This is a genomic window from Vibrio kanaloae (assembly GCF_024347535.1).
GTDB lineage: Bacteria > Pseudomonadota > Gammaproteobacteria > Enterobacterales > Vibrionaceae > Vibrio > Vibrio kanaloae.
In genome coordinates, this window is sequence record NZ_AP025497.1 from 153,541 (window position 1) to 178,481 (window position 24,941).

The 24,941-nt window shown below is 45.2% G+C and carries 20 protein-coding genes; 14 read left to right on the top strand and 6 right to left on the bottom strand.

All coding sequences use genetic code 11. The annotated features are described in order from the left end of the window. Position 1 precedes the first annotated feature (1 nt). The 9 genes from tuf to rpoC all read left to right on the top strand — a co-directional run bounded on the left by tuf (position 2) and on the right by rpoC (position 13,428). Positions 2 to 1,186: an elongation factor Tu gene (tuf, locus tag OCV24_RS00725; RefSeq protein ID WP_077680933.1), complete on the top strand. Its 1,185-nt coding sequence runs from the start codon at positions 2 to 4 to the stop codon at positions 1,184 to 1,186. A gap of 223 nt (positions 1,187 to 1,409) precedes the next feature. Beyond that, positions 1,410 to 1,787, top strand: a complete 378-nt coding sequence (gene secE, locus OCV24_RS00730; RefSeq protein WP_017055920.1) for a preprotein translocase subunit SecE — start codon at positions 1,410 to 1,412, stop codon at positions 1,785 to 1,787. A 13-nt stretch (positions 1,788 to 1,800) separates the two neighbouring features. After that, a complete protein-coding gene (gene nusG, locus OCV24_RS00735) occupies positions 1,801 to 2,349 on the top strand; it encodes a transcription termination/antitermination protein NusG (protein ID WP_017055919.1) in 549 nt (182 codons plus the stop codon). 213 nt (positions 2,350 to 2,562) lie between these two features. Then, entirely contained in the window at positions 2,563 to 2,991 is a 429-nt protein-coding gene (gene rplK / locus OCV24_RS00740) for a 50S ribosomal protein L11 (RefSeq protein ID WP_026084318.1), read from the top strand. Between the two features lie 4 nt (positions 2,992 to 2,995). Further along, positions 2,996 to 3,700, top strand: a complete 705-nt coding sequence (gene rplA / locus OCV24_RS00745) for a 50S ribosomal protein L1 (protein ID WP_017055917.1) — start codon at positions 2,996 to 2,998, stop codon at positions 3,698 to 3,700. 250 nt (positions 3,701 to 3,950) lie between these two features. Continuing rightward, a complete protein-coding gene (gene rplJ, locus OCV24_RS00750; RefSeq protein ID WP_010435550.1) occupies positions 3,951 to 4,445 on the top strand; it encodes a 50S ribosomal protein L10 in 495 nt (164 codons plus the stop codon). Positions 4,446 to 4,502: 57 nt separating this feature from the next. Next, positions 4,503 to 4,871 (top strand): 50S ribosomal protein L7/L12, encoded by a 369-nt coding sequence (gene rplL / locus OCV24_RS00755; protein WP_017055916.1) that lies wholly within the window; start codon positions 4,503 to 4,505, stop codon positions 4,869 to 4,871. A gap of 234 nt (positions 4,872 to 5,105) precedes the next feature. Further along, entirely contained in the window at positions 5,106 to 9,134 is a 4,029-nt protein-coding gene (gene rpoB / locus OCV24_RS00760; RefSeq protein ID WP_017055915.1) for a DNA-directed RNA polymerase subunit beta, read from the top strand. Between the two features lie 91 nt (positions 9,135 to 9,225). After that, the gene (gene rpoC, locus OCV24_RS00765) at positions 9,226 to 13,428 is read left to right on the top strand and encodes a DNA-directed RNA polymerase subunit beta' (protein ID WP_017055914.1); all 4,203 of its coding nucleotides are present in this window, start codon (positions 9,226 to 9,228) and stop codon (positions 13,426 to 13,428) included. 322 nt (positions 13,429 to 13,750) lie between these two features. Here the strand turns inward: rpoC and OCV24_RS00770 are convergent, their stop codons facing one another. Next, positions 13,751 to 14,248, bottom strand: a complete 498-nt coding sequence (locus tag OCV24_RS00770; RefSeq protein ID WP_032547880.1) for an Rsd/AlgQ family anti-sigma factor — start codon at positions 14,246 to 14,248, stop codon at positions 13,751 to 13,753. Positions 14,249 to 14,412: 164 nt separating this feature from the next. Between OCV24_RS00770 and nudC the strand changes: the two genes are divergently transcribed. After that, entirely contained in the window at positions 14,413 to 15,219 is an 807-nt protein-coding gene (gene nudC, locus OCV24_RS00775) for an NAD(+) diphosphatase (protein ID WP_017055912.1), read from the top strand. A 299-nt stretch (positions 15,220 to 15,518) separates the two neighbouring features. Then, positions 15,519 to 16,586 carry a uroporphyrinogen decarboxylase gene (gene hemE / locus OCV24_RS00780; protein ID WP_046225006.1) on the top strand — a complete coding sequence of 356 codons (1,068 nt, stop codon included), beginning with the start codon at positions 15,519 to 15,521 and terminating at the stop codon, positions 16,584 to 16,586. A gap of 103 nt (positions 16,587 to 16,689) precedes the next feature. Here the strand turns inward: hemE and OCV24_RS00785 are convergent, their stop codons facing one another. Both OCV24_RS00785 and OCV24_RS00790 read right to left on the bottom strand, forming a co-directional pair. Beyond that, on the bottom strand, positions 16,690 to 17,283 hold the full coding sequence (locus tag OCV24_RS00785) for a uracil-DNA glycosylase family protein (RefSeq protein WP_150878722.1): 594 nt from the start codon (positions 17,281 to 17,283) through the stop codon (positions 16,690 to 16,692). Then, a complete protein-coding gene (locus tag OCV24_RS00790; protein ID WP_150878724.1) occupies positions 17,283 to 18,209 on the bottom strand; it encodes a D-2-hydroxyacid dehydrogenase in 927 nt (308 codons plus the stop codon). Before OCV24_RS00790 ends, OCV24_RS00785 begins: the two co-directional genes overlap by 1 nt. Before the next feature lie 71 nt (positions 18,210 to 18,280). Here OCV24_RS00790 and OCV24_RS00795 point away from each other — a divergent pair, with 71 nt between their 5' ends. After that, positions 18,281 to 18,868: a YjaG family protein gene (locus OCV24_RS00795; protein ID WP_017055908.1), complete on the top strand. Its 588-nt coding sequence runs from the start codon at positions 18,281 to 18,283 to the stop codon at positions 18,866 to 18,868. Positions 18,869 to 18,948: 80 nt separating this feature from the next. Here the strand turns inward: OCV24_RS00795 and OCV24_RS00800 are convergent, their stop codons facing one another. Next, positions 18,949 to 20,097 carry a CNNM domain-containing protein gene (locus tag OCV24_RS00800; protein ID WP_150878726.1) on the bottom strand — a complete coding sequence of 383 codons (1,149 nt, stop codon included), beginning with the start codon at positions 20,095 to 20,097 and terminating at the stop codon, positions 18,949 to 18,951. Between the two features lie 270 nt (positions 20,098 to 20,367). Here OCV24_RS00800 and hupA point away from each other — a divergent pair, with 270 nt between their 5' ends. Then, positions 20,368 to 20,640: a nucleoid-associated protein HU-alpha gene (gene hupA, locus OCV24_RS00805; RefSeq protein ID WP_004729753.1), complete on the top strand. Its 273-nt coding sequence runs from the start codon at positions 20,368 to 20,370 to the stop codon at positions 20,638 to 20,640. Between the two features lie 47 nt (positions 20,641 to 20,687). After that, the gene (locus OCV24_RS00810) at positions 20,688 to 21,386 is read left to right on the top strand and encodes a DUF1481 domain-containing protein (RefSeq protein ID WP_077680978.1); all 699 of its coding nucleotides are present in this window, start codon (positions 20,688 to 20,690) and stop codon (positions 21,384 to 21,386) included. 183 nt (positions 21,387 to 21,569) lie between these two features. Here the strand turns inward: OCV24_RS00810 and purD are convergent, their stop codons facing one another. Together purD and purH are read right to left on the bottom strand one after the other, a co-directional pair. Further along, the gene (gene purD, locus OCV24_RS00815) at positions 21,570 to 22,859 is read right to left on the bottom strand and encodes a phosphoribosylamine--glycine ligase (RefSeq protein WP_150878728.1); all 1,290 of its coding nucleotides are present in this window, start codon (positions 22,857 to 22,859) and stop codon (positions 21,570 to 21,572) included. A gap of 282 nt (positions 22,860 to 23,141) precedes the next feature. Continuing rightward, on the bottom strand, positions 23,142 to 24,734 hold the full coding sequence (gene purH, locus OCV24_RS00820) for a bifunctional phosphoribosylaminoimidazolecarboxamide formyltransferase/IMP cyclohydrolase (protein WP_136979832.1): 1,593 nt from the start codon (positions 24,732 to 24,734) through the stop codon (positions 23,142 to 23,144). Positions 24,735 to 24,941: the final 207 nt, after the last annotated feature.

Genomic DNA, 24,941 nt, shown 5'->3' on the forward strand with positions numbered 1-24,941 from the left:
CATGTCTAAAGAAAAATTTGAACGTACGAAACCGCACGTAAACGTTGGTACTATCGGCCACGTTGACCACGGTAAAACAACTCTAACTGCTGCTATCTGTACTACACTTGCAAAAGTGTACGGTGGTGTTGCTAAAGATTTCGCATCTATCGATAACGCTCCAGAAGAGCGTGAGCGCGGTATCACAATCGCTACTTCTCACGTTGAGTACGACACTCCATCACGTCACTACGCACACGTAGACTGTCCAGGACACGCGGATTATGTTAAAAACATGATCACTGGTGCTGCACAAATGGACGGCGGCATCCTAGTTGTTGCTGCGACTGACGGCCCTATGCCTCAAACTCGTGAGCACATCCTACTTGGTCGTCAAGTTGGTATCCCTTACATCATCGTATTCATGAACAAATGTGACATGGTTGATGACGAAGAGCTACTTGAGCTAGTTGAGATGGAAGTTCGTGAACTTCTTTCTGAATACGATTTCCCAGGTGATGACCTACCAGTTATCCAAGGTTCTGCACTTGGCGCACTAAACGGCGAGAAGCAATGGGAAGACAAGATTGTTGAGCTTGCAGAAGCACTAGATTCTTACATCCCAGAGCCAGAGCGTGCAGTAGACCAACCGTTCCTACTACCAATTGAAGACGTATTCTCAATTCAAGGTCGTGGTACTGTTGTAACTGGTCGTATCGAGCGCGGTATCCTACGTGTAGGTGACGAAGTAGAAATCGTTGGTATCAAAGAGACAACTCTTACTACTTGTACTGGTGTTGAAATGTTCCGTAAACTGCTTGACGAAGGTCGTGCAGGTGAGAACGTTGGTGCACTTCTACGTGGTACTAAGCGTGATGACGTTGAACGTGGCCAAGTACTTTCTGCGAAAGGTTCTATCAACCCACACACTAAGTTTGAGTCTGAAGTATACGTACTTTCTAAAGACGAAGGCGGCCGTCACACTCCTTTCTTCAAGGGTTACCGTCCACAGTTCTACTTCCGTACAACTGACGTAACAGGCGATATCACTCTACCAGAAGGCGTAGAAATGGTAATGCCAGGTGACAACGTTCAAATGACTGTTGAGCTAATTGCTCCAATCGCAATGGACGAAGGTCTACGTTTCGCAATCCGCGAAGGTGGCCGTACTGTTGGTGCTGGTGTTGTAGCTAAAATCTTTGCATAAGATTTGACGAACCACTAGTAAAAAGGGCATCATTTGATGCCCTTTTTCTGCGCTAAAAAAAGAGTTGAGCGATTTGGCATCAATTTCGACTCTTAGCAAGGAATTAAACGGTCTTTTTGGCTAAAATGACTGTTAGATGTGTTGTTTTGCAACGCAAAGGAATGTGCCCTGCAACAGCGGGGTTATTGTCGTCTATATTTAAGGCTTGTCACAGGTTGGTTTTATGAAAGCAAACGCTGAAACTCCTGATAGCTCAAGTGCAGCAGATACAATGAAGTGGATTGTCGCTTTTGTTCTGTTGGCTGCTGCTGTTGTGGGTAATTACCTGTATGGTGAATTGTCTGTTGTGATTCGCGCTGCAGGTGTAGTTGTGCTGATTGCTGCCGCACTAGGCGTTGCAGCAACAACAACTAAAGGTAAAGCTGCGATCGATTTTGCAAAAGAATCTCGAATGGAGATTCGTAAAGTTGTTTGGCCTACTCGCCAAGAAACTATGCAAACTGCATTGATCGTTTTAGCTGTATGTATTGTTATGTCTCTAGTGCTTTGGGGAATTGACGGCATTATGGTCCGTCTAGTTTCTCTAGCAACTGGGGTGTAGAGGGTTCTGATTCATGAGTGAAGCTCCAAAAAAACGTTGGTATGTAGTTCAAGCCTTTTCTGGCTTTGAAGGTCGTGTTGCTCAGTCGCTACGCGAGCATATTAAAATGCACAACATGGAAGAATTCTTTGGTGACGTTTTAGTACCTACTGAAGAAGTAGTGGAAATGCGTGCAGGTCAACGCCGTAAAAGTGAACGTAAATTCTTCCCTGGCTACGTCTTAGTTCAAATGATCATGAATGATGAATCATGGCACTTAGTACGCAGCATTCCGCGTGTTATGGGCTTCATTGGTGGTACCTCTGATCGTCCTGCACCAATCACTGATAAAGAAGCTGATGCTATTTTGAACCGTCTAGAGAAAGCGAGCGAGTCTCCACGTCCTAAGACAATGTTCGAAGCGGGTGAAGTGGTTCGTGTGAACGATGGTCCATTTGCTGATTTTAACGGTACTGTTGAAGAAGTAGATTACGAGAAAAGCCGTATTAAGGTATCTGTATCGATCTTTGGTCGTGCAACACCGGTTGAGCTTGAATTTGGTCAAGTCGAAAAACTGGATTAATACTCTTACCTTTTGAGCAAGTTGTGGATAAATAGTTTATAAGCTGTTCAAAATCAAAGAGTATAAAAAATCACCTTTTTAGGGTTGTTAAAGGCGCGAATTATGATTATAATTTCGCGCCTTTTTGCTTCTATGGAAGCGGAAAAGAGTTAATTGAAATTATGGGGAGCTTGCTTGACGGCTGGCGCATGTACCCAAATATTAGGAAATATCATGGCTAAGAAAGTTGAAGCTTATATCAAACTGCAAGTTGCAGCTGGTATGGCAAACCCAAGTCCACCGGTTGGTCCTGCTCTAGGTCAACACGGCGTGAACATCATGGAATTCTGTAAAGCGTTCAACGCAAAAACAGAATCTGTTGAGAAAGGTCTACCTACTCCAGTAGTTATTACTGTTTACAACGACCGTTCTTTCACGTTCGTAACTAAGACTCCACCTGCTGCTGTTCTTCTTAAGAAAGCTGCTGGCGTTAAGTCTGGTTCTGGTCGTCCAAACACTGAAAAAGTGGGCACTGTAACTGACGCTCAAATCCAAGAAATCGCAGAAACTAAAGCTGCTGATATGACTGGTGCTGACATCGAAGCAATGAAGCGTTCTATTGCTGGTACTGCTCGTTCAATGGGCCTAGTGGTAGAGGGATAAGATCATGGCAAAACTTACTAAGCGTATGCGCGTAATCCGCGACAAAGTTGATTCAACTAAAGAATACGAGATCAACGAAGCTGTTGCTCTTCTTAAAGAACTAGCAACTGCTAAGTTCGTTGAGTCTGTAGACGTTGCTGTTAACCTAGGCATCGATGCTCGTAAATCTGACCAAAACGTTCGTGGCGCAACTGTGTTACCTCACGGTACTGGCCGTGACATCCGCGTTGCTGTTTTCACTCAAGGTGCAAACGCAGAAGCTGCTAAAGCTGCTGGCGCAGATATCGTTGGTATGGAAGATCTTGCTGAGCAAGTGAAAAAAGGCGAAATGAACTTCGACGTAGTTGTTGCTTCTCCAGATGCAATGCGTGTTGTTGGTCAACTAGGTACAATCCTAGGTCCACGCGGCCTTATGCCAAACCCTAAAGTTGGTACTGTAACTCCTAACGTTGCTGAAGCGGTTAAGAACGCTAAAGCTGGTCAGGTTCGTTACCGTAACGACAAGAACGGCATCATCCACACTACTATCGGTAAAGCATCTTTCGAAGCTAACCAGCTTCAAGAGAACCTAGAAGCACTTCTAGTTGCTCTTAAGAAAGCTAAGCCTTCTTCAGCTAAAGGTTCTTACCTGAAGAAAGTAAGCATCTCGACTACGATGGGTGCTGGTGTTGCTGTTGATCAAGCTAGTCTTGATACTCAAGCAAACTAATTTGCTTAGGCGCAGATTTAGTGTATACTTCTGCGCCTAATATTTGTGGTTGGATGGTTTTAAAGCAATTTGAAATTATCTATCCCAAGACCGTAGGCGCTATCGATTTTCATCAGATTGTTGATGGCTTAATAAAACCTACGTAGGCGATGTTGTGGTTTGAAGTGAATTTATTCATTTTTAAATAACATCGTAAACGCTCAATACATTTTGTATTGGGTGCTGTAATCACAACCAGAGGTTAATCCAAATGGCTTTAAATCTTCAAGACAAAAAAGCAATTGTTGCTGAAGTCAACGAAGCTGCCAGTGGTGCACTTTCTGCAGTTGTAGCTGATTCTCGTGGCGTTGAAGTTGGCGCAATGACTTCTCTACGTAAACAAGCTCGCGAAGCGGGTGTTTACATGAAAGTTGTTCGTAACACACTAGCACGCCGTGCGGTTCAGGGTACAGACTACGAGTGTCTAGTAGACACTTTCACTGGTCCTACTCTGATCGCATTCTCTAATGAGCACCCAGGTGCTGCAGCGCGTCTTTTCAAAGACTTCGCTAAAGAGAATAAAGATTTCGAGATCAAAGCTGCTGCATTTGAAGGCGCAGTTACTGATGCTGAAGTACTAGCGACACTACCAACTTACGACGAAGCAATTGCACGCCTAATGATGTGCATGAAAGAAGCTTCTGCTGGCAAGCTGGTTCGTACTATCGCTGCTGTTCGCGACCAAAAAGAAGAAGCTGCGGCATAAGCCTTGCTTTTCACTGGTTGCTATTTAAACTTATTGTTGACTTAAAAGAGAATTGTTATGTCTATTACTAACGAGCAAATCCTAGACGCAGTTGCAGAAATGTCTGTAATGCAAGTTGTTGAGCTTATCGAAGCTATGGAAGAGAAATTCGGCGTTACTGCAGCAGCTGCTGTTGTAGCTGGCGGCGCTGCTGGCGGCGAAGCTGCTGCTGAGCAAACTGAATTCGACGTTATCCTAACAGGTGCTGGCGCTAACAAAGTACAAGTTATCAAAGCTGTACGTGGCGCAACTGGCCTAGGTCTTAAAGAAGCTAAAGGTCTTGTAGACTCAGCTCCTGCAGCGCTTAAAGAAGGCGTTGACAAAGCTGAAGCTGAAGCTCTTAAAGCACAGCTAGAAGAAGCTGGCGCTTCTGTTGAAGTTAAGTAATTACTACTTAATTTCATAGCCGAAAGGCTAATGGCTGGTGGTTAATTAACCACCGGCCTTTTTGCGCTGTAGGGCTATGACGAAATTTCCGCTGTTTAACCGTCATAATCCGAGCAAAAAAACAGTCATTTTTTCGAAATGATTGTTCACTACAGTAAACAGCTGTTTGTCACCACCCCCTCTGAAGAGTGTTTTGGGTGGTTTGGGTCACTTATCAGCGAGCTGAGGAACCCCATGGTTTACTCTTATACCGAGAAAAAGCGCATCCGTAAGGATTTTGGTACTCGTCCACAAGTTTTGGACATTCCATACCTACTATCGATCCAGCTTGATTCTTTCGACAAATTCATCGAACAGGATCCTGAAGGTCAATACGGTCTTGAAGCTGCTTTCCGTTCTGTATTTCCAATTCAGAGCTACAACGGCAATTCTGAGCTGCAATACGTTAGCTACCGTCTTGGTGAGCCAGTTTTTGACGTTAAAGAATGTCAAATCCGCGGTGTTACTTACTCAAAGCCACTACGCGTAAAACTACGTTTAGTTATCTTTGATCGAGACGCACCAGCAGGTACTGTAAAAGACATTAAAGAACAAGAAGTCTACATGGGCGAAATTCCGCTTATGACAGACAATGGTACTTTCGTAATTAATGGTACCGAGAGGGTTATCGTATCCCAGCTGCACCGAAGCCCAGGCGTGTTCTTCGACAGTGATAAGGGTAAGACTCACTCATCAGGTAAAGTTCTTTATAACGCACGTGTAATTCCTTACCGTGGCTCATGGTTAGACTTTGAGTTCGATCCTAAGGATAACTTATTCGTACGTATCGACCGTCGTCGTAAACTACCAGCATCGATTATTCTTCGTGCACTTGGTAAATCGACTGAAGAGATCCTTGATCTGTTCTTCGACAAAGTGAACTTCGAAGTTAAAGACCAAACTCTTCTTATGGAGTTGGTTCCTGATCGTCTACGTGGTGAAACTGCGTCATTCGACATCGAAGCAAACGGCAAAACTTACGTTGAGACTGGTCGTCGTGTTACTGCTCGCCATATCCGTCAACTTGAAAAAGATGGCGTTGAGCACATCGAAGTACCAGTAGAGTACATCGTTGGTAAAGTTGCATCTAAAGATTACATCAATGAAGCAACTGGCGAGATCATCGTTGGCGCGAACCAAGAGATTAGCCTAGAAGCACTTGCTAACCTGTCTCAAGCAGGCCACAAGGCTCTACAAACTCTGTTCACGAATGACCTAGATCACGGTCCATTCATGTCGGACACTCTACGTGCCGATAGCACAGTAGATCGCATCTCTGCATTGGTAGAAATCTACCGCATGATGCGTCCTGGCGAGCCACCAACGAAAGAAGCTGCAGAATCATTGTTCGAAAGCCTATTCTTCTCTGAAGATCGTTACGACCTATCAACTGTAGGCCGTATGAAGTTCAACAGCTCTATCGAGCGTGAAGAAGAAGAAGAGCGCGGTACTCTGGATGAATCAGACATCATCGAAGTGATGAAGAAACTGATTGGTATCCGTAACGGTATTGGTGAAGTGGACGACATCGACCACCTTGGCAACCGTCGTATCCGTTCTGTTGGTGAAATGGCAGAAAACCAATTCCGTGTTGGTCTAGTTCGTGTAGAACGTGCCGTAAAAGAGCGCCTAAGCCTTGGTGACCTTGACGCAATCATGCCTCAAGACCTTATCAACGCTAAGCCTATCTCTGCTGCAGTGAAAGAATTCTTTGGCTCTTCACAGCTTTCACAGTTCATGGACCAAAACAACCCATTGTCAGAAGTTACGCACAAGCGTCGTATCTCTGCTTTAGGTCCCGGTGGTCTTACTCGTGAGCGCGCAGGCTTCGAAGTACGTGACGTTCACGTAACTCACTACGGTCGTCTATGTCCGATCGAAACGCCTGAAGGTCCAAACATCGGTCTAATTAACTCGCTATCTGCGTTTGCACGTTGTAACGATTACGGTTTCCTAGAAACTCCGTACCGTCGTGTTGTGGATGGTGTAGTAACAGAAGAAGTTGATTACCTGTCTGCAATCCAGGAAGGTCAATTCGTAATCGCGCAGGCAAACACTGTTCTTACAGAAGAAGGTACGTTTGCAGATGAGCTAATCACAGCTCGTCAAAAAGGTGAATCAGGTCTTCACCCTCGTGATCACGTTGACTACATGGACGTTGCGACAAACCAAGTAGTATCTATCGCTGCTTCGCTTATCCCGTTCCTAGAACACGATGATGCGAACCGTGCATTGATGGGTGCGAACATGCAACGTCAAGCAGTACCAACACTTAAGGCTGATAAGCCTCTAGTCGGTACTGGTATTGAACGTAACATCGCCGTTGACTCTGGTGTTACAGCGGTTGCTAAGCGTGGTGGTCAAGTTCAGTCTGTAGACGCTTCTCGTATCGTAGTTAAGGTTAACGAAGATGAATTGGTACCTGGCGAAGCTGGTATCGATATCTACAACCTAACTAAGTACACGCGTTCGAACCAAAATACATGTATTAACCAACGTCCAACTGTACTTCCTGGCGAACCAGTTGCACGAGGCGACGTGCTTGCTGATGGTCCTTCAACTGACCTTGGTGAACTAGCTCTTGGCCAAAACATGCGTATCGCGTTCATGCCTTGGAACGGTTACAACTTCGAAGACTCGATCTTAGTATCTGAGCGCGTAGTTCAAGAAGACCGTTTCACGACAATCCACATTCAAGAACTATCTTGTGTGGCTCGTGATACTAAGCTGGGCTCTGAAGAGATCACAGCTGATATTCCAAACGTAGGTGAGTCTGCTCTGTCTAAACTAGACGAGTCAGGTATCGTTTACATTGGTGCTGAAGTTAAGGGTGGCGACATCCTAGTTGGTAAAGTAACCCCTAAAGGTGAAACTCAACTGACTCCTGAAGAGAAGCTACTACGTGCGATCTTTGGTGAGAAAGCATCTGATGTTAAAGATACTTCGCTACGTGTACCAAACTCTGTTTCAGGTACTATCATCGATGTACAAGTCTTCACTCGCGATGGCGTAGAGAAAGACAAGCGTGCACTTGAAATCGAACAGATGCAGCTTAAAGAAGCTAAGAAAGACCTAACTGAAGAGTTCCAAATTCTTGAGGGTGGCCTTCTTAACCGTGTTAAAGCTGTACTTCTGTCTGGTGGTTACTCTGAAGCTAAGCTTGATACTATCGGTCGTAAGCAATGGTTAGAGCAAGTTCTAGAAGACGACGCGCTACAAACACAGCTTGAGCAACTTGCTGAGCAGTGGGATGAGCTAAAAGCTGACTTCGATAAGAAGTTTGAAACTAAGCGTCGTAAAATCACTCAAGGTGATGATCTAGCGCCTGGCGTTCTTAAGATTGTTAAAGTTTACCTAGCGGTTAAACGTCGTATCCAGCCTGGTGATAAGATGGCCGGTCGTCACGGTAACAAAGGTGTAATCTCTAAGATTAACCCTGTTGAAGACATGCCATACGATGAGAAAGGTCAGCCTGTAGACATCGTACTTAACCCGCTGGGTGTACCATCGCGTATGAACATCGGTCAGATCCTAGAAGTACACTTAGGTTTGGCTGCGAAAGGTATCGGTGACAAGATCAACCAAATGGTTAAGGAACAACAAGAACTGCATAAGTTCCGTGAGTTCCTACAGAAGGTTTATGATCTTGGTGAGACTCGTCAGAAAGTTGATATTGCAGAATTGTCTGATGATCAAGTTCGTACACTGATTAAGAACCTACGTGGCGGTCTACCGATTGCTACTCCTGTGTTCGACGGTGCTTCTGAGCCTCTAATCAAAGAACTACTTAAACTGGGTGATCTGCCAGAATCTGGTCAGCTTAAACTGTTTGATGGTCGTACTGGTGATTCGTTTGAGCGTCCTGTAACTGTTGGTTACATGTACATGCTGAAACTAAACCACTTGGTTGATGACAAGATGCATGCTCGTTCGACGGGTTCTTACAGCCTAGTAACTCAGCAACCACTTGGTGGTAAAGCTCAGTTCGGTGGTCAGCGTTTCGGTGAGATGGAAGTATGGGCACTAGAAGCATACGGTGCTGCATATACTCTACAAGAAATGCTAACAGTTAAGTCAGATGACGTTAACGGCCGTACTAAGATGTATAAGAACATCGTAGACGGTAACCATAGCATGGAACCTGGTATGCCTGAGTCGTTCAACGTACTGTTGAAAGAGATTCGCTCGCTAGGTATCAACATCGAGCTAGAAGACGAAGAGTAATCCCTCCTCTTTTTAAAAGAAGATAGGATTATTTGGTAAAAGGGAGCTTGCTACAGCAGTGAGCTCCTTTAACTCCTTACAGGAGCTGAATGTGAAAGACTTATTAAACTTTCTAAAAGCACAGCATAAGACCGAAGAATTTGATGCAATCAAAATCGGTCTATCTTCACCAGACATGATTCGTTCATGGTCTTTTGGTGAAGTTAAAAAGCCGGAAACAATTAACTATCGTACGTTCAAACCTGAACGTGATGGTCTGTTCTGTGCACGTATTTTTGGTCCAGTTAAAGACTATGAATGTCTTTGTGGCAAATACAAGCGCCTGAAGCACCGTGGTGTTATCTGTGAGAAGTGTGGCGTTGAAGTTACACAAACTAAAGTTCGTCGTGACCGAATGGGCCACATCGAGCTAGCTTCACCAGTGGCTCACATCTGGTTCCTTAAATCACTACCGTCTCGTATCGGTTTGTTGATGGATATCCCTCTACGTGATATCGAGCGTGTTCTTTACTTCGAAATGTACGTAGTAACTGAACCAGGTATGACTGATCTAGAAAAATCTCAGATGCTTACTGAAGAAGAGTATCTGGATCGCCTAGAAGAATGGGGTGACGAATTCACTGCTAAGATGGGTGCTGAAGCGATCAAAGATCTGCTTTCAACAATGGACCTTCATCAAGAAGTGGAAGAAATGCGTGAAGAGTTAGAAACAACTAACTCAGAAACTAAGCGTAAGAAAGTTACTAAGCGTTTGAAGCTAGTGGAAGCGTTTATTGCATCGGGTAACGATCCGCAATGGATGATCCTAACTGTTCTTCCGGTACTTCCGCCAGATCTACGTCCTCTAGTACCTCTAGATGGCGGTCGTTTTGCGACTTCAGATCTGAACGACCTTTATCGTCGTGTGATCAACCGTAACAACCGTTTGAAGCGCCTTCTAGAGCTAGCGGCTCCAGACATCATCGTACGTAACGAAAAGCGTATGTTGCAAGAGTCTGTTGATGCCCTTCTAGATAACGGTCGTCGTGGTCGTGCAATTACAGGTTCGAACAAGCGCCCTCTGAAATCTCTTGCTGATATGATCAAGGGTAAACAAGGTCGTTTCCGTCAAAACCTTCTAGGTAAACGTGTAGACTACTCTGGCCGTTCTGTAATCACAGTAGGTCCATACCTTCGTCTACATCAGTGTGGTCTTCCTAAGAAGATGGCGCTAGAGCTATTTAAGCCGTTCATCTACAGCAAGCTAGAAACTCGTGGCATGGCTACGACTATCAAAGCAGCTAAGAAGATGGTAGAGCGTGAAGAAGCTATCGTTTGGGATATCCTAGATGAAGTTATCCGTGAACACCCAGTACTGCTTAACCGTGCACCTACACTTCACCGTCTAGGTATCCAAGCGTTTGAACCAGTACTAATCGAAGGTAAAGCGATTCAGCTTCACCCACTTGTGTGTGCGGCATACAACGCCGACTTCGATGGTGACCAAATGGCGGTACACGTGCCTCTAACTTTAGAAGCACAGCTTGAAGCACGTACACTGATGATGTCGACGAATAACATTCTGTCGCCAGCGTCAGGTGATCCGATCATCGTACCTTCTCAGGACGTTGTATTGGGTCTTTACTACATGACTCGTGAAAAGATCAATGTGAAAGGCGAAGGTATGTACCTTGCTGGCCCTGAAGAGGCTGAGAAGGCATACCGTACTAAGAGTGCAGAGCTACACGCTCGCGTTAAAGTTCGTATCACTGAGACTGTAGTAGACGAAGATGGTAACAGCACTACTGAAACGAAGATGGTTGATACAACTGTCGGCCGTGCAATGCTATGGCAAATCGTTCCAGCTGGCCTACCGTACAGCATCGTTAACCAAAAGTTAGGTAAGAAGCAAATTTCTACCCTTCTTAACGAAGCGTACCGTAAGCTTGGTCTTAAAGACACAGTCGTATTCGCTGACCAAATCATGTACGCAGGTTTTGCATACGCGGCACTTTCTGGTGTTTCTGTAGGTATCGACGATATGGTTGTACCTCAAGCGAAATACGATGAAATTGAATCTGCTGAAGAAGAAGTTCGTGAAATCCAAGAGCAATTCCAATCTGGTCTTGTTACTGCGGGTGAGCGTTACAACAAAGTTATCGATATCTGGGCGTCTACGAACGACCGTGTTGCGAAAGCAATGATGGATAACCTTTCTTCTGAAACCGTTATTAACCGTGACGGCGAAGAAGAACAGCAAGAATCGTTCAACAGCATCTACATGATGGCCGACTCGGGCGCACGTGGTTCTGCAGCTCAGATTCGTCAGCTAGCGGGTATGCGTGGTCTGATGGCGCGTCCAGATGGTTCAATCATCGAAACGCCGATCACTGCGAACTTTAAAGAAGGTCTAAACGTCCTTCAGTACTTTATCTCAACGCACGGTGCTCGTAAGGGTCTTGCGGATACAGCACTGAAAACAGCAAACTCGGGTTACCTAACTCGTCGTCTAGTAGACGTTGCTCAAGACGTTGTAGTACACGAACATGACTGTGGTACGCAAGAAGGTATCGACATGATGCCTCACATCGAAGGTGGTGACGTTAAAGTTGCACTTTCTGAGCTTGCTCTAGGTCGTGTAGTTGCTGAAGACGTTCTTAAGCCTGGTACTGACGATGTACTGATTCCACGTAATACTCTGATTGATGAGAAGTGGTGTCAAATCATGGAAGACAACTCAGTAGATAGCATGAAAGTGCGCTCTGTAGTTACCTGTGATGCAGACTTCGGTTGTTGTGCGCAGTGTTACGGCCGTGACTTAGCACGTGGTCACCTAGTGAACCAAGGTGAAGCAGTTGGTGTTATCGCTGCACAATCTATCGGTGAACCGGGTACACAGCTAACGATGCGTACGTTCCACATCGGTGGTGCAGCATCTACTGCAGCAGCAGAGAACAGCATCCAAGCTAAAACTACGGGTACTGTGAAGCTTCACAACGCTAAGTTCGTAATCAACAAAGATAAGAAGCTAGTCATTACTTCTCGTGCATCTGAGATGACGATTATTGATGAGTTCGGTCGTACTAAAGAGAAGCATAAACTTCCTTACGGTTCGATTCTGAGCAAAGCAGATAACGACGCAGTGGAAGCTGGCGAAGTTGTCGCTAACTGGGAAGCTCACACCATGCCAATCATCACTGAAGTGGCAGGTCGCATCCAGTTCGTTGATATGATCGATGGCGTAACCGTTTCTCGTCAAACAGATGATCTGACTGGTCTTTCTTCAAGTGAAGTGACAGACACAGCAGCTCGTCCAGCAGCAGGTAAAGATATGCGTCCAGCAATCAAACTTGTTGACGAGCAAGGTAACGATGTAATGATCCCTGGTACTGATATGCCAGCTCACTACTTCTTGCCTGGTAAAGCGATTGTAAACATTGAAGATGGCGCTGAAGTTGGCATTGGTGACACACTATCTCGTATCCCTCAAAAATCGAGCGGAAACAAAGATATCACCGGTGGTCTACCACGCGTAGCAGACCTATTCGAAGCTCGTAAGCCTAAAGAGCCTGCGATTCTTGCTGAGCACACAGGTACTGTGTCTTTCGGTAAAGAAACGAAAGGTAAACGTCGTCTAGTAATCACTCGTGAAGGCGGTGAAGCTTACGAAGAGATGATTCCTAAGCATCGTCAATTGAACGTGTTCGAAGGTGAGAAGATTGAACGTGGTGATGTAATCGCCGACGGTCCTGAAACTCCACACGATATTCTGCGTCTACGTGGTATCCACGCTGTGACTCAGTACATCGCGAACGAAGTTCAAGAAGTTTACCGCTTACAAGGCGTTAAGATTAACGATAAGCACATTGAAACTATCGTTCGTCAAATGCTACGTAAGTGTACAATCACTCATTCTGGTGACTCTCAGTTCCTACCTGGCGAACAAGTTGAGTATCACAATGTTAAGATTGCTAACCGTAAGCTAGAAGCTGAAGGTAAAGAACTAGTACGTTTCGAACGTGATCTACTAGGTATTACTAAAGCATCTCTTGCAACTGAGTCATTTATCTCAGCGGCATCGTTCCAAGAAACGACTCGCGTACTAACAGAAGCTGCGGTTTCTGGTAAGCGTGATGACCTTCGCGGTCTGAAAGAGAACGTAATTGTTGGTCGTCTGATCCCAGCAGGTACTGGTTTCGCATACCATCAAGAGCGTCAAGCTAAGCGTGAAGAAGAGCAAGACGGTCCTTCAGCTGAACAAGCTACTGACAATCTAGCAGCACTTCTAAATGCTGGTTTCTCTTCAGAAGAGTAAGCTCTACGAGTTGTCTCTAAGAGATAAGAAAAAGGCACCTTCGGGTGCCTTTTTTGTATCTGGCGCATTGGTATTTAGCGATAGGAATAAAACAATAAACTGGCTTGGCTTATTTGGTTAATGGACTTGGACATGAGTAGGCTCTGAGCTCTGTTCTTTCAAGCTAACAGGTTGGCTATTAGTGTTGAGCCTGATTTGGCCTATAACCTATACCATCGTTAAAAATTAAAGTAAGAACGAGTAGGTTCTGGTGGATAGTTTGGATTAGCCATAGGCAAAACAAAAAGCTTGCACAGGGGCAAGCTTATAAAGCGTTATAACATTAAGCTCCTGGCGGAACCGCTAGGCTGTCGGCAATTTGCTGTATCAGTTGATCTTCAACTTCAAACCTCACCTCAAGGGTTTCACCAATGAGTGATAAATCACTATCCAAACTTTCCAATGCATCATCAGCATCAATGGCGGCGTACTTATCGGTAAAGTTGAGTAGAGGATCTGTGGTAAGAACGATATGACCATAAGATTGGTTAATCTCGTCTGTTGCTTTGAAGCCTGTAGCCTGCCACTTGTCCATCACCATGTCATAAATTTTGAAATGACCTTCGGAAATGTAATCAACTAGGTGTTGGCTGAATTTTTGAAGCTCTTCAGGAGAGGGTAATTCTGTTACAGCAGTTGTTTTTGATGATGAAGGCTGTAGAGCGGCAAGCTTACAATACTCAACGATTAGAGACTGTCGAGTGTCGAGCCAATGATCGATGACCTCATTAGAGCCACCCCATTGTTCTTGTACTTTTTTAAATTTATTTAGCATGACCATGTCCTCATGATCTGATCACAACCTTGTGATCAAGTAATTGCCTAAGCAGGGTCCATTTATTGGTATCTACTTAAAGTAATAGCTTGAATTATTATTTGCTACCACTCTAGTATGAAATTAGATTGCCAGTAAAATGAACGAACTGCAAGCAATGAGGGATAGGGATGTTAAAAAGTGATAACAAAATGACAGAGTCAGCTTATTGGTGCGTCGTTTCAGCTAGTGATATTTGGGTTAGTAATGATCAGTTTCCTTACGGTTCTGCTGACGAATTAGGACTGAATGCTGAGTACGCTATCTGTATTGGTCATCACCAAGGGCATAAGGTCTATTGGCTCAATGACTGTGATGTTGAGATCGAACTCGTCATGGTAAACCTAAGAGAGTTACTTCACTGGCCTGAATCTAGTTTCCTCATGGCAAGCAAAGCCATCCAGTATGGGCACATGACTCAGAGTATGCGTTTTTGTCCACAGTGCGGCGGTCGTAATCACCTTAATCACAATCAGGTAGCGATGCAGTGCGGTGATTGTCGGGCGCTTCATTATCCTCGTATCTTCCCGTGCATCATTGTCGCTGTGCGAAACGACAACAAGATACTGTTGGCGCAGCATCCTAGACATAAAACAGGGATGTATACTGTGATAGCGGGCTTCCTAGAGGTTGGAGAAACCTTAGAGCAGTGCGTGGCAAGAGAAGTCAAAGAAGAGACAGGGATCGATGTCAGTAATATTCGTTACTTTGGCAGCCAGCCATGGGCGTTTCCATCGAGTATGATGATGGGCTTTCTCGCTGATTACGCTGGTGGTACGCTTAAGCCTGACTACAGCGAGCTCTCAGATGCTCAATGGTTTGATGTTGCAAGCCTGCCTGATGTGGCTCCAGTGGGAACGATTGCGAGACAATTGATTGAAAAAACAGCCGATGGCGTGATAAAAGGCGAGGTGATTGAGCAGGTGCTCGAGCACTAAAAAGCCTGTGAAAGTATTAGGCCTATAGGTGGCTAAAAGCTAAAAAAAACCCTCCACAAGTGGAGGGGGTAAGTAAGATGTCGTTATGAGATGCTGAGTAGTAGTTACTCAGATATTATAATTGTAATTTTCGCTAGCAAACAAATTTTTAACATGGTCCTTTAATTGGGTGCAAATTAAGCATTGATTTAAAAGTTAATAACTTGATCTAGGTTGCAAAGCACACAGCTTTTACCCTTCAATCAGTGTTAGAATACTGGCCATCAAAACTAGACAAGATTGAATTGGAATTTAACGGAATGACCGAATTAAAAAACGATCGCTATTTACGCGCACTTTTAAAACAGCCTGTTGATTACACACCAGTGTGGATGATGCGCCAAGCTGGCCGCTATCTTCCAGAGTACAAAGCAACGCGTGCAGAAGCAGGCGACTTCATGTCTTTGTGTAAAAACGCAGAGCTCGCATCAGAAGTAACCCTTCAACCTTTGCGTCGCTTCCCGCTTGATGCAGCAATCTTGTTCTCCGACATCCTAACTATCCCTGATGCAATGGGATTAGGTTTGTACTTTGAAACAGGTGAAGGTCCTAAGTTTGAGCGCCCTATCACGTGTAAAGCTGACGTAGAGAAGATTGGACTACCTGATCCAGAAGGCGAGCTTCAATACGTAATGAATGCCGTTCGTCAGATCCGTAAAGACTTGAAAGGCGAAGTGCCACTGATTGGTTTCTCTGGTAGTCCATGGACACTAGCGACATATATGGTTGAAGGCAGCAGCTCGAAGGCGTTCACCAAGATCAAGAAGATGATGTATGCCGAACCACAGACTTTGCACCTGCTTCTAGACAAGCTGGCTGACAGTGTTATCGAATATCTGAACGCGCAAATTAAAGCGGGTGCTCAATCGGTAATGGTATTTGATACATGGGGTGGTGTTTTGACTCCTCGTGACTACAACCTATTCTCACTGCAGTACATGCACAAAATCGTTGATGGCCTAATCCGTGAAAACGAAGGCCGCCGTGTACCGGTTACTCTGTTCACTAAGAACGGTGGCATGTGGCTTGAATCTATTGCAGCAACTGGTTGTGATGCTGTAGGCCTAGACTGGACAATCAACATCGCAGACGCGAAAGCTCGCATCGGCGACAAAGTGGCACTGCAAGGTAACATGGACCCTTCTATGCTTTACGCTCAACCAGAACGTATCCGTGAAGAAGTAGGTAGCATTCTTGAAGGCTTTGGCGACGGTGGTACGGGTCATGTATTTAACCTAGGCCACGGTATTCACTTAGATGTGCCGCCAGAAAACGCTGGTGTGTTCGTTGACGCTGTTCACGAACTGTCTAAGCCTTACCACAAGTAATTCTGAGTAAGATGATTGAAAGCGCTGTTGGGAAACCAACGGCGCTTTTTTATTGCCTGCGATTGGTATTTGAGCGCGGTTTAATCTCGTGATGTGCAGTTACTTAGGTATTTGGATCATAGCAGGCTAAATGCTCCGAGATATGTTTTCTGATATAGGGAATGACTTCACTTTCGAACCAAGGGTTCTTCTTGAGCCAAATATTATTACGTGGTGAAGGGTGGGGAAGCGGTAAAAACTCAGGAGCCCAGTTTTGCCAGTTCATCACGGTTTCTGTCAGTGTCTTGGTGGTTCGGTTCTTTAAGTAATAGTTTTGCGCATACTGGCCGATCAACAAGGTCATTTGAATGTTAGGCAGCGACAGCTGCACCTTTTGATGCCATAGTTCAGCACATTCTGGTCTTGGAGGAAGGTCGCCACTTTTTCCTTTTCCCGGATAACAAAACCCCATAGGCACAATCGCAACTTTTTGCTCGTCGTAAAAAGTATCGCGATCTATCCCTAACCATTCTCTTAATCGTTCGCCACTGGCGTCATTCCAAGGGATAGACGATTCATGCACCTTAATCCCCGGCGCTTGACCTATGATCAACAAGCGCGCGTTTGGATGCGCTTGAATCACCGGGTTGGCACCATGTGATAGGTGAGGTTCACAAGCTCGGCATTGTCGAATCTCTTTAAGTAATGAAGAGGACATCAGTAACCTTTATCAAAATCGATGACATGATTAAGTTTAAAGCCATCTCGCCACTGTTGGTAATTCTCTGCGAAGATCTCGACCACTTGTCTTGGTTCACTGAGTGCAGCGATGTGTGGCGTAATCGTCACTTGCGGTAGCTTCCAGAAAGGGTGCTCCTCAGAGAGGGGCTCACTTTCAAACACATCTAAAAATGCGTGCTCTACCCATCTATTTTTTATGGCGATCAACAAGGCTTTGTTGTCTAGACTTTCTCCACGACCGACATTAAACAGCAGCACATTTGAGCAGTAACTTAATGTGGTTTGGTTCAACAACTGATAGGTTTCGGTTGTTGATGGCAAGGTGTTGACCACAATATCGGCCTGCTTAAGGGCTGCCTCTATTTCATTGATGTGGAAAGTCTCTTTAAAGGTCTCTTGCTTTGATGGGATACCGGTACGGTTGACACCTATGGTATGAATACCAAAAGCCGCCGCGGTTTTTGCCAAATGACTGCCGATTGAACCTGTTCCTAAAATCACCATAGTTTTGTCAGTTAGGCTAGTATAAAGCTGTGGTTGCCAGTTTCGTTGTTGTTGATGCTGGTGGTAATGAGGGAAATGTCTACAGTGACTGATTGTGTAACCCAACACGTATTCTGCGATAGCCGGGCCAAAGATGCCTTTGACGTTGGTTAGCGTATAGTCCTGACGCAGATCTGGCTGAGTGAGTCTATTGATGCCAGCATAGGTACTCTGTATCCAGTCTAGCTCTTTAAACTCGCCGAGGCGCTCTGTGATTAGAGGTGGTGATGCCAAGACAATCTGTGCTGATTCGGGGTTTTGAGTGATTTCTAGGTCGGGTAAATCCTGGTTTTGAATCAGTTGCGTATAGGTATTGTCATGCTCTGTAAGAATATAGAGCTTATTCGTAAAATTGTTCATCGGCCTACCTTTTCCATCCTAGGTTTATCAAGTACACTTTCGCTGTCTTTTTCTGCAATTATTGAGTGACTATGCTTCAGAATCCACTGCAGGTTCGTCTTGAAAAGTTAGAACCTTGGCAACAAATTACCTTTATGGCGTGTCTATGTGAGCGTATGTACCCTAACTATGCCATGTTTTGTGAGAATACAGAATTTGCGGAAGCTCGAATCTATCGTGATGTTTTGGATAGCATTTGGGAAATCTTAACGGTTAAAACGGCAAAGGTGAACTTTGAACGCCAACTAGAGAAAGTCGAAGAACTGTTTCCTAGCGCAGATGATTTTGATTTCTATGGTGTTTACCCTGCAATGGATGCATGCCAAGGCTTAGCAACGCTAATTCATGGCTTACTTGATCGTGAACATATGCTTGAAGCTGTGATTAAAGTGAGCCAACAGTCAGTAAAGACAGTTGCTGAGCTTGAGTTTGCGCAGGGCGCTGAAGAAGTGACGAACGAAAATCAGAAAGAAAACGAAGCGGTGTGTGAAGAGTGGGACGTGCAATGGGCCATCTTCAGACCTCTACGTGAAACGACTGAGCGTGACCTAGAGCTTATCAAAGATTTGCGCCACGAACTGCGTGAAGACCCAGTTAGTAACATTGGTGTGGCGTTATAATTCGTTATCGTTCGAAAGTACGAATAAAAACAAAGGCTCCCTAAGGAGCCTTTGTTGTCTCTGACGATCTCAAATTTAGATTAAGCGTCTTTTTTCTCTTCTTTCTGTGTTTTGCAATCATCTGCTGGCTTTGAATGTGAGGTATCGTTGTCGGCAAGAGCTTCTTCTAACTCTTCTTCCTCATCGCGGTTTTCGATAACACCGTGTGTCTCTTTCCACTTTTCCCAACGCTGAAACGCCAATTCTTGCATATCGGTAGTTTTATCCGCTTCGTCAACGATCTCTTCACCGACTAAATGCTCAAAGATGTCTTCTAGGGTAATGATGCCCTGAATCGTACCGTATTCATCAACAACCAAAGACAGTTGCAAACGGTTTGCCATCATTTGCTCAAATGCCTTCGCTAAGCCCATATTGTTCAGTAATACATGGATAGGGCGCATCACATCACCTAGTGCTTTTTCACCACAACCGGTTTGCTGTAGCTTAAACAGTTCCAAGCGGTGAACAAAACCAATGATGTTGTCGCTCTGCTCGCTATAGACCAGAGGACGTGAGAATGGTGTGTCTTTATGTTGTTCTAAGAACGTATTCACATTCATTTCTGCATCGACACGGAACACGACTGGGCGTGGTGTCATCACTTGAGTCACGGGTACATCTTGAATGCCTAGTAGGTTACTTAGAATTTTTGATTCGCCTTCAGCAAATTCACCACTTTCTGTTGCTAAAATAGCCATTGCAGATAGCTCGTCACGCATTTTGGGCGCCTGATGGCCGCGAGCAAGGCGCTTCGTGATCTGCTCAGAAAACCATACAAACGGTGTTAGGAAGAATACCATCCAGCGAAGCACGGTTGATGATGCAGGAGCAAGTTGGCGCCAGTAGGTTGCCCCAATGGTTTTTGGAACAATCTCAGACAAAACCAAAATACCCAAAGTGAGGACGGCAGAGAATACCCCCAACCATTGGCTACCAAAAACAACCGCTGCTTGTGCACCTGCTGTCGCAGCTCCGATAGTGTGTGCAATGGTGTTAAGTGTTAAAATTGACGCGAGTGGACGGTCAATGTCTGTTTTCAGTTTGTCTAATGACTTTGCTGCAGGGTGCCCATTTTGTTTTAGTTGAGCAATGTAGCTCGGACTAATACTCAAAAGTACAGCTTCCAAAACAGAACAAATGAAAGAAACTCCAATAGCAATGGAGACGTAAATAGTTAGCAGCAGCATGTTTGCCCTTAAATTAAATTGTACGCTTTGTCAGCGATTCAGCGTGGATTATAGATAAAAAGTAGTGGTTAGGTCATCATTAATTTCGCGCTCAGCCCCTTTTAAACAAGGGCTTACTCAATAAAATCAGTAACAAATTGTGAGTTATTACTCATATTATGGCTAAAACTGCGGCATTAGAGCTAAAGATCGACGACAAACCTTTGCCAGATGGGGCATTTATGTTTTAGAGTGAATTGAATTCAAAAATACAAAGAAGGGAAACCTAAAATGAACAAGACTCAATTAATCGACTTTATTGCTGAAAAAGCGGACCTTTCTAAAGCACAAGCTAAAGCTGCTCTAGAAGCGACTCTTGGTGGTGTTACAGATGCGCTTAAAGATGGCGATCAAGTTCAGCTAATTGGTTTTGGTACTTTTAAAGTAAACCACCGCGCAGCTCGCACTGGTCGTAACCCAAAAACTGGTGATGAGATCCAAATCGCTGCTGCAAATGTTCCAGCATTTGTTGCAGGTAAAGCGCTGAAAGATTCAGTGAAATAATCTAAACTGTACCGAGGTAGTCGTATTCCACCTCGGTACAGGTTTTTATGAAAAAAGCATTTCTTCTCGTTTCACTGTTATCTACATTTCTCATTGGCTGTTCTTCAACCAGTCCTCGCAAAAACCTAGAGCAATTTGAAACCTACACCGGCGGCCAAGTGATGGGCGACGCGACAAGTTTCTACTGGGTCACCAACAAGCTAACACAACCTCATACTTCAGCTGACTACGTCACTGTGGGCGATTATGGCTGGTACCAAACTGACTATGCTTGGTCGGAAGGAGTACTACGTGAGTTCATTCGTGAGGGCGAACTGCGTAATTCATCGAATGAACTTATTCCTTATCGTGTCCATGTACGTTTCAATAAGTCAGGCGAAGCCGTGTATCAACAGTATCGTCTTAACAACAAGATCTTACCTATTCAAACTAAACAACTGGAGGGCTACCAGAAAGAAGCCAAGTCGGCTCTAGAAACCACAATGAAACAATATGACGAAGGGTTTCGATTGATTCAGGGGTACTGGAATGGCAGCTCTTTCGAAACATGCTCTGGCGGTGAGTTTGAGACCTTTGAGTTTAACCAGACTTTGCCAAATTTCGTGATTGACCGACTGGCGTCTGTGGAAAGCTATGCGGCATTTCTGGGCAGTGACTCGCTCGGTAAAATGACGGTTGAAGAGTTATTGATGCTGGCTGAAGATAGCCATGATTGTGTTGTTAGGCCATCATTGTTGAAAGAATAGCGAGCAATCAAAGGATTGAGAGTGTTTGGTCTACTGTAGGCCAAGTGCTGATTTGTCTGTACAGGCGCAGATTCCTAGAAAGATTGAGTAATAAAAAAGGCGCCTATCGAGGCGCCTTTTGCTGTTATTCGCTTACTGTCATTTGCTTACTGTTATTGGAAAGTAAGCGAATAACAAGATTGATTACTGCTCTTGCTCACGCGCAATCGCACGGTAACCAATGTCATTGCGGTGGAACATACCATTCCAGCTAACTTGCTTCGTTAACGCGTAGGCTCGCTTCTGCGCTTCAGAAACCGTGTTCCCCAGTGCTGTTGCACAAAGTACACGACCACCGTTTGTTACCACATCGCCAGCTTCGTTATTTGTGGTGCCCGCGTGAAATACCTTTTGACCTTCAACTTCGCTTGTTGGTAGTGAAATAACGTCACCTTTTGCGTAATCGGCAGGGTAACCGCCAGCCGCAAGAACAACACCGATAGAAGCGCGAGGATCCCACTTAGACTCTGCTTCGTCGAGTTTCTCGTCGATAGCCATTAGGCAAAGCTCAACAAGGTCTGACTCCATACGCATCATGATAGGTTGTGTTTCTGGATCGCCGAAGCGGCAGTTGTATTCGATAACCTTAGGCGTACCGTCAGCATCGATCATAAGGCCAGCGTAAAGGAAACCAGTGTAAGGTGTGCCTTCTGCGTCCATGCCACGTACTGTTGGGTAGATAACTTCTTCAAGGATACGGTTATGGATTTCTGGAGTCACGACTGGCGCTGGAGAGTAAGCACCCATGCCGCCCGTATTCGGGCCTGTGTCTTTGTCGCCAACACGTTTGTGATCTTGGCTGGTGGCCATAGGAAGAACGCTAGAGCCATCAACCATTACGATGAAGCTTGCTTCTTCGCCTTCAAGAAACTCTTCGATAACCACGCGGCTGCCAGCTTCGCCAAATGCGTTGCCCGCTAGCATGTCTTTGATTGCGTCTTCAGCTTCTTCAAGGGTCATCGCAACGATAACGCCTTTACCCGCCGCAAGACCGTCAGCTTTTACTACTATTGGAGCGCCTTGCTCACGTACGTAAGCGATAGCCGGCTCAATCTCAGTGAAGTTTGCGTAGTAACCCGTAGGGATATCATGGCGAGCTAGGAAGTCTTTAGTGAATGCTTTCGAACCTTCAAGCTGTGCTGCCGCTTGAGTTGGACCAAAGATAGGAAGACCCACTTCGCGGAATGCGTCAACTACACCAATAACTAATGGCGCTTCAGGACCAACGATGGTCAGTTCGATTTTTTTCTCTTGAGCAAACGCTACTAAACCAGCGATGTCTTCAACGCCGATGTTTACGTTCTCAAGCTTAGGCTCAAGGGCAGTACCTGCGTTACCTGGAGCGATGAATACTGTTTCAACGTTTGGGTTTTGTGCTGCTTTCCAACCTAGTGCGTGCTCACGACCGCCGGCACCAATAATTAGTACATTCATGTTTTAAAATCCTTATAGCTGCTTCAGAGCCTTTATTTCTGTCTCAAACATGCTCACTTATGGTCATAAGCTCCGCGTGTTTTCCTTGAACTAAAGTCACTGACTTGCTCTACGTATTTCAAATATCGGAATATTTAAAAAACAAAATTATAAGTCTTGCTCAAAGTAGTTGGTGATGTGGCTAGGCAGCAATTGAGCCCATCCCCGGAAGCATAGTCCGCTATGTGACCGGGGTGGGCGAAAGCAGCTAACGACGCCACAGTGCCAAATACGAAGAGGAAATTAGTGGCGGAAGTGGCGCATACCCGTAAAGATCATCGCCATGCCGTGTTCGTCTGCTGCTGCGATAACTTCGTCATCACGCATAGAGCCGCCCGGTTGGATCACACACTTGATGCCAGCTTCTGCTGCCGCGTCGATACCGTCACGGAATGGGAAGAACGCGTCAGATGCCATTACACAACCTTCAACCTGTAGACCTTCGTCTGCCGCTTTGATGCCTGCGATTTTCGCAGAGTAAACGCGGCTCATTTGGCCAGCGCCTACACCGATTGTCATATCGCCTTTTGAGTAAACGATAGCGTTAGATTTAACGTACTTCGCTACTTTCCAGCAGAATAGGGCATCCTTTAGCTCTTCAGCTGTAGGTTGGCGCTTAGAAACCACTTTAAGGTCATCTTCAGACACCATGCCTTGGTCGCGGTCTTGAACTAGCAAACCACCGTTAACGCGTTTAACGTCAAAGCCAGTTGTCTTCGTTGTCCACTCACCACATTCAAGTAGGCGAAGGTTTTTCTTAGCCGCTACGATTGCTACTGCTTCAGCAGAAACTGATGGTGCAATGATAACTTCAACGAATTGACGCTCAGTGATAGCCGTTGCTGTTGCAGCGTCTAGCTCACGGTTGAAAGCGATGATGCCGCCAAATGCAGATGTTGGGTCTGTTTTGAATGCGCGGTCGTAAGCTTCTAGGATGTCTTCACCTAGTGCGACACCACATGGGTTAGCGTGTTTAACAATCACACATGCTGGCTGGTCGAACTCTTTCACACACTCAAGTGCAGCGTCAGTGTCAGCGATGTTGTTGTAAGAAAGCGCTTTACCTTGAATTTGGCGAGCAGTAGATACTGACGCTTCTTCAGGGGTTGCTTCAACGTAGAATGCGGCTGCTTGGTGGCTGTTCTCACCGTAGCGCATGTCTTGTTTTTTCTCGAACTGTTGGTTGAACGTGCGAGGGAATTTAGACTCGTCATCACCTTCTTTGTTCTCGCCGTAGCTAGGAACCATAGTGCCGAAGTAGTTTGCGATCATGCCGTCGTAAGAAGCCGTGTGCTCGAATGCTGCGATAGCGAGGTCGAAGCGAGTCTCTAGTGTTAGAGATTTCTCGTTCGCGTCCATTTCAGCCACAACACGCTCGTAGTCGTGTGCGTTTACAACGATCGTTACGTCTTTGTGGTTTTTAGCAGCAGAGCGAACCATTGTTGGGCCACCGATGTCGATGTTCTCAACAGCGTCAGCAAGGGTACAACCTTCTTTAGCAACGGTTTCTGCGAATGGGTATAGGTTTACAACAACCATATCGATAGGGTTGATACCGTGAGTTTCCATCACGTCATCATCTTGGCCACGACGGCCTAGAACACCACCATGAACTTTTGGATGTAGAGTCTTAACACGGCCATCCATCATTTCAGGGAAACCAGTGTAGTCAGATACTTCTGTAACAGAGATGCCTTTTTCAGCAAGTAGGCGAGCAGTGCCACCAGTAGATAAGATATCTACACCACGGTTAGCAAGAGCTTGTGCAAATTCAACGATACCAGTTTTGTCTGATACGCTGATGAGAGCGCGGCGAATTGGACGAGCGTTATTCATGCTTCCATCTTCCTCAAATTCATGGGGTTAAAATAAAGATATTTGCCAAAAAAGAACTTGTTTCTATCTTCTCAGCGTGGATTATCTTAGATACCAGTAAGAGATAAAATATTGGCCAGTTTTGGTAAAGACCTTTGGGTTAGTCTTATGATCACGCTATAAGATAACCAACTCCAAATTTGATGGCGCAGATTCTAACTAATTTAT

Bases quoted from the DNA above. Each gene is read 5' to 3' on its own strand.
- tuf (WP_077680933.1), top strand. From the start codon at position 2: ATGTCTAAAGAAAAATTTGAACGTACGAAACCGCACGTAAACGTTGGT.
- secE (WP_017055920.1), top strand. From the start codon at position 1,410: ATGAAAGCAAACGCTGAAACTCCTGATAGCTCAAGTGCAGCAGATACA.
- nusG (WP_017055919.1), top strand. From the start codon at position 1,801: ATGAGTGAAGCTCCAAAAAAACGTTGGTATGTAGTTCAAGCCTTTTCT.
- rplK (WP_026084318.1), top strand. From the start codon at position 2,563: ATGGCTAAGAAAGTTGAAGCTTATATCAAACTGCAAGTTGCAGCTGGT.
- rplA (WP_017055917.1), top strand. From the start codon at position 2,996: ATGGCAAAACTTACTAAGCGTATGCGCGTAATCCGCGACAAAGTTGAT.
- rplJ (WP_010435550.1), top strand. From the start codon at position 3,951: ATGGCTTTAAATCTTCAAGACAAAAAAGCAATTGTTGCTGAAGTCAAC.
- rplL (WP_017055916.1), top strand. From the start codon at position 4,503: ATGTCTATTACTAACGAGCAAATCCTAGACGCAGTTGCAGAAATGTCT.
- rpoB (WP_017055915.1), top strand. From the start codon at position 5,106: ATGGTTTACTCTTATACCGAGAAAAAGCGCATCCGTAAGGATTTTGGT.
- OCV24_RS00770 (WP_032547880.1), bottom strand. From the start codon at position 14,248: ATGGTCATGCTAAATAAATTTAAAAAAGTACAAGAACAATGGGGTGGC.
- nudC (WP_017055912.1), top strand. From the start codon at position 14,413: ATGTTAAAAAGTGATAACAAAATGACAGAGTCAGCTTATTGGTGCGTC.
- hemE (WP_046225006.1), top strand. From the start codon at position 15,519: ATGACCGAATTAAAAAACGATCGCTATTTACGCGCACTTTTAAAACAG.
- OCV24_RS00785 (WP_150878722.1), bottom strand. From the start codon at position 17,283: ATGTCCTCTTCATTACTTAAAGAGATTCGACAATGCCGAGCTTGTGAA.
- OCV24_RS00790 (WP_150878724.1), bottom strand. From the start codon at position 18,209: ATGAACAATTTTACGAATAAGCTCTATATTCTTACAGAGCATGACAAT.
- OCV24_RS00795 (WP_017055908.1), top strand. From the start codon at position 18,281: ATGCTTCAGAATCCACTGCAGGTTCGTCTTGAAAAGTTAGAACCTTGG.
- OCV24_RS00800 (WP_150878726.1), bottom strand. From the start codon at position 20,097: ATGCTGCTGCTAACTATTTACGTCTCCATTGCTATTGGAGTTTCTTTC.
- hupA (WP_004729753.1), top strand. From the start codon at position 20,368: ATGAACAAGACTCAATTAATCGACTTTATTGCTGAAAAAGCGGACCTT.
- OCV24_RS00810 (WP_077680978.1), top strand. From the start codon at position 20,688: ATGAAAAAAGCATTTCTTCTCGTTTCACTGTTATCTACATTTCTCATT.
- purD (WP_150878728.1), bottom strand. From the start codon at position 22,859: ATGAATGTACTAATTATTGGTGCCGGCGGTCGTGAGCACGCACTAGGT.
- purH (WP_136979832.1), bottom strand. From the start codon at position 24,734: ATGAATAACGCTCGTCCAATTCGCCGCGCTCTCATCAGCGTATCAGAC.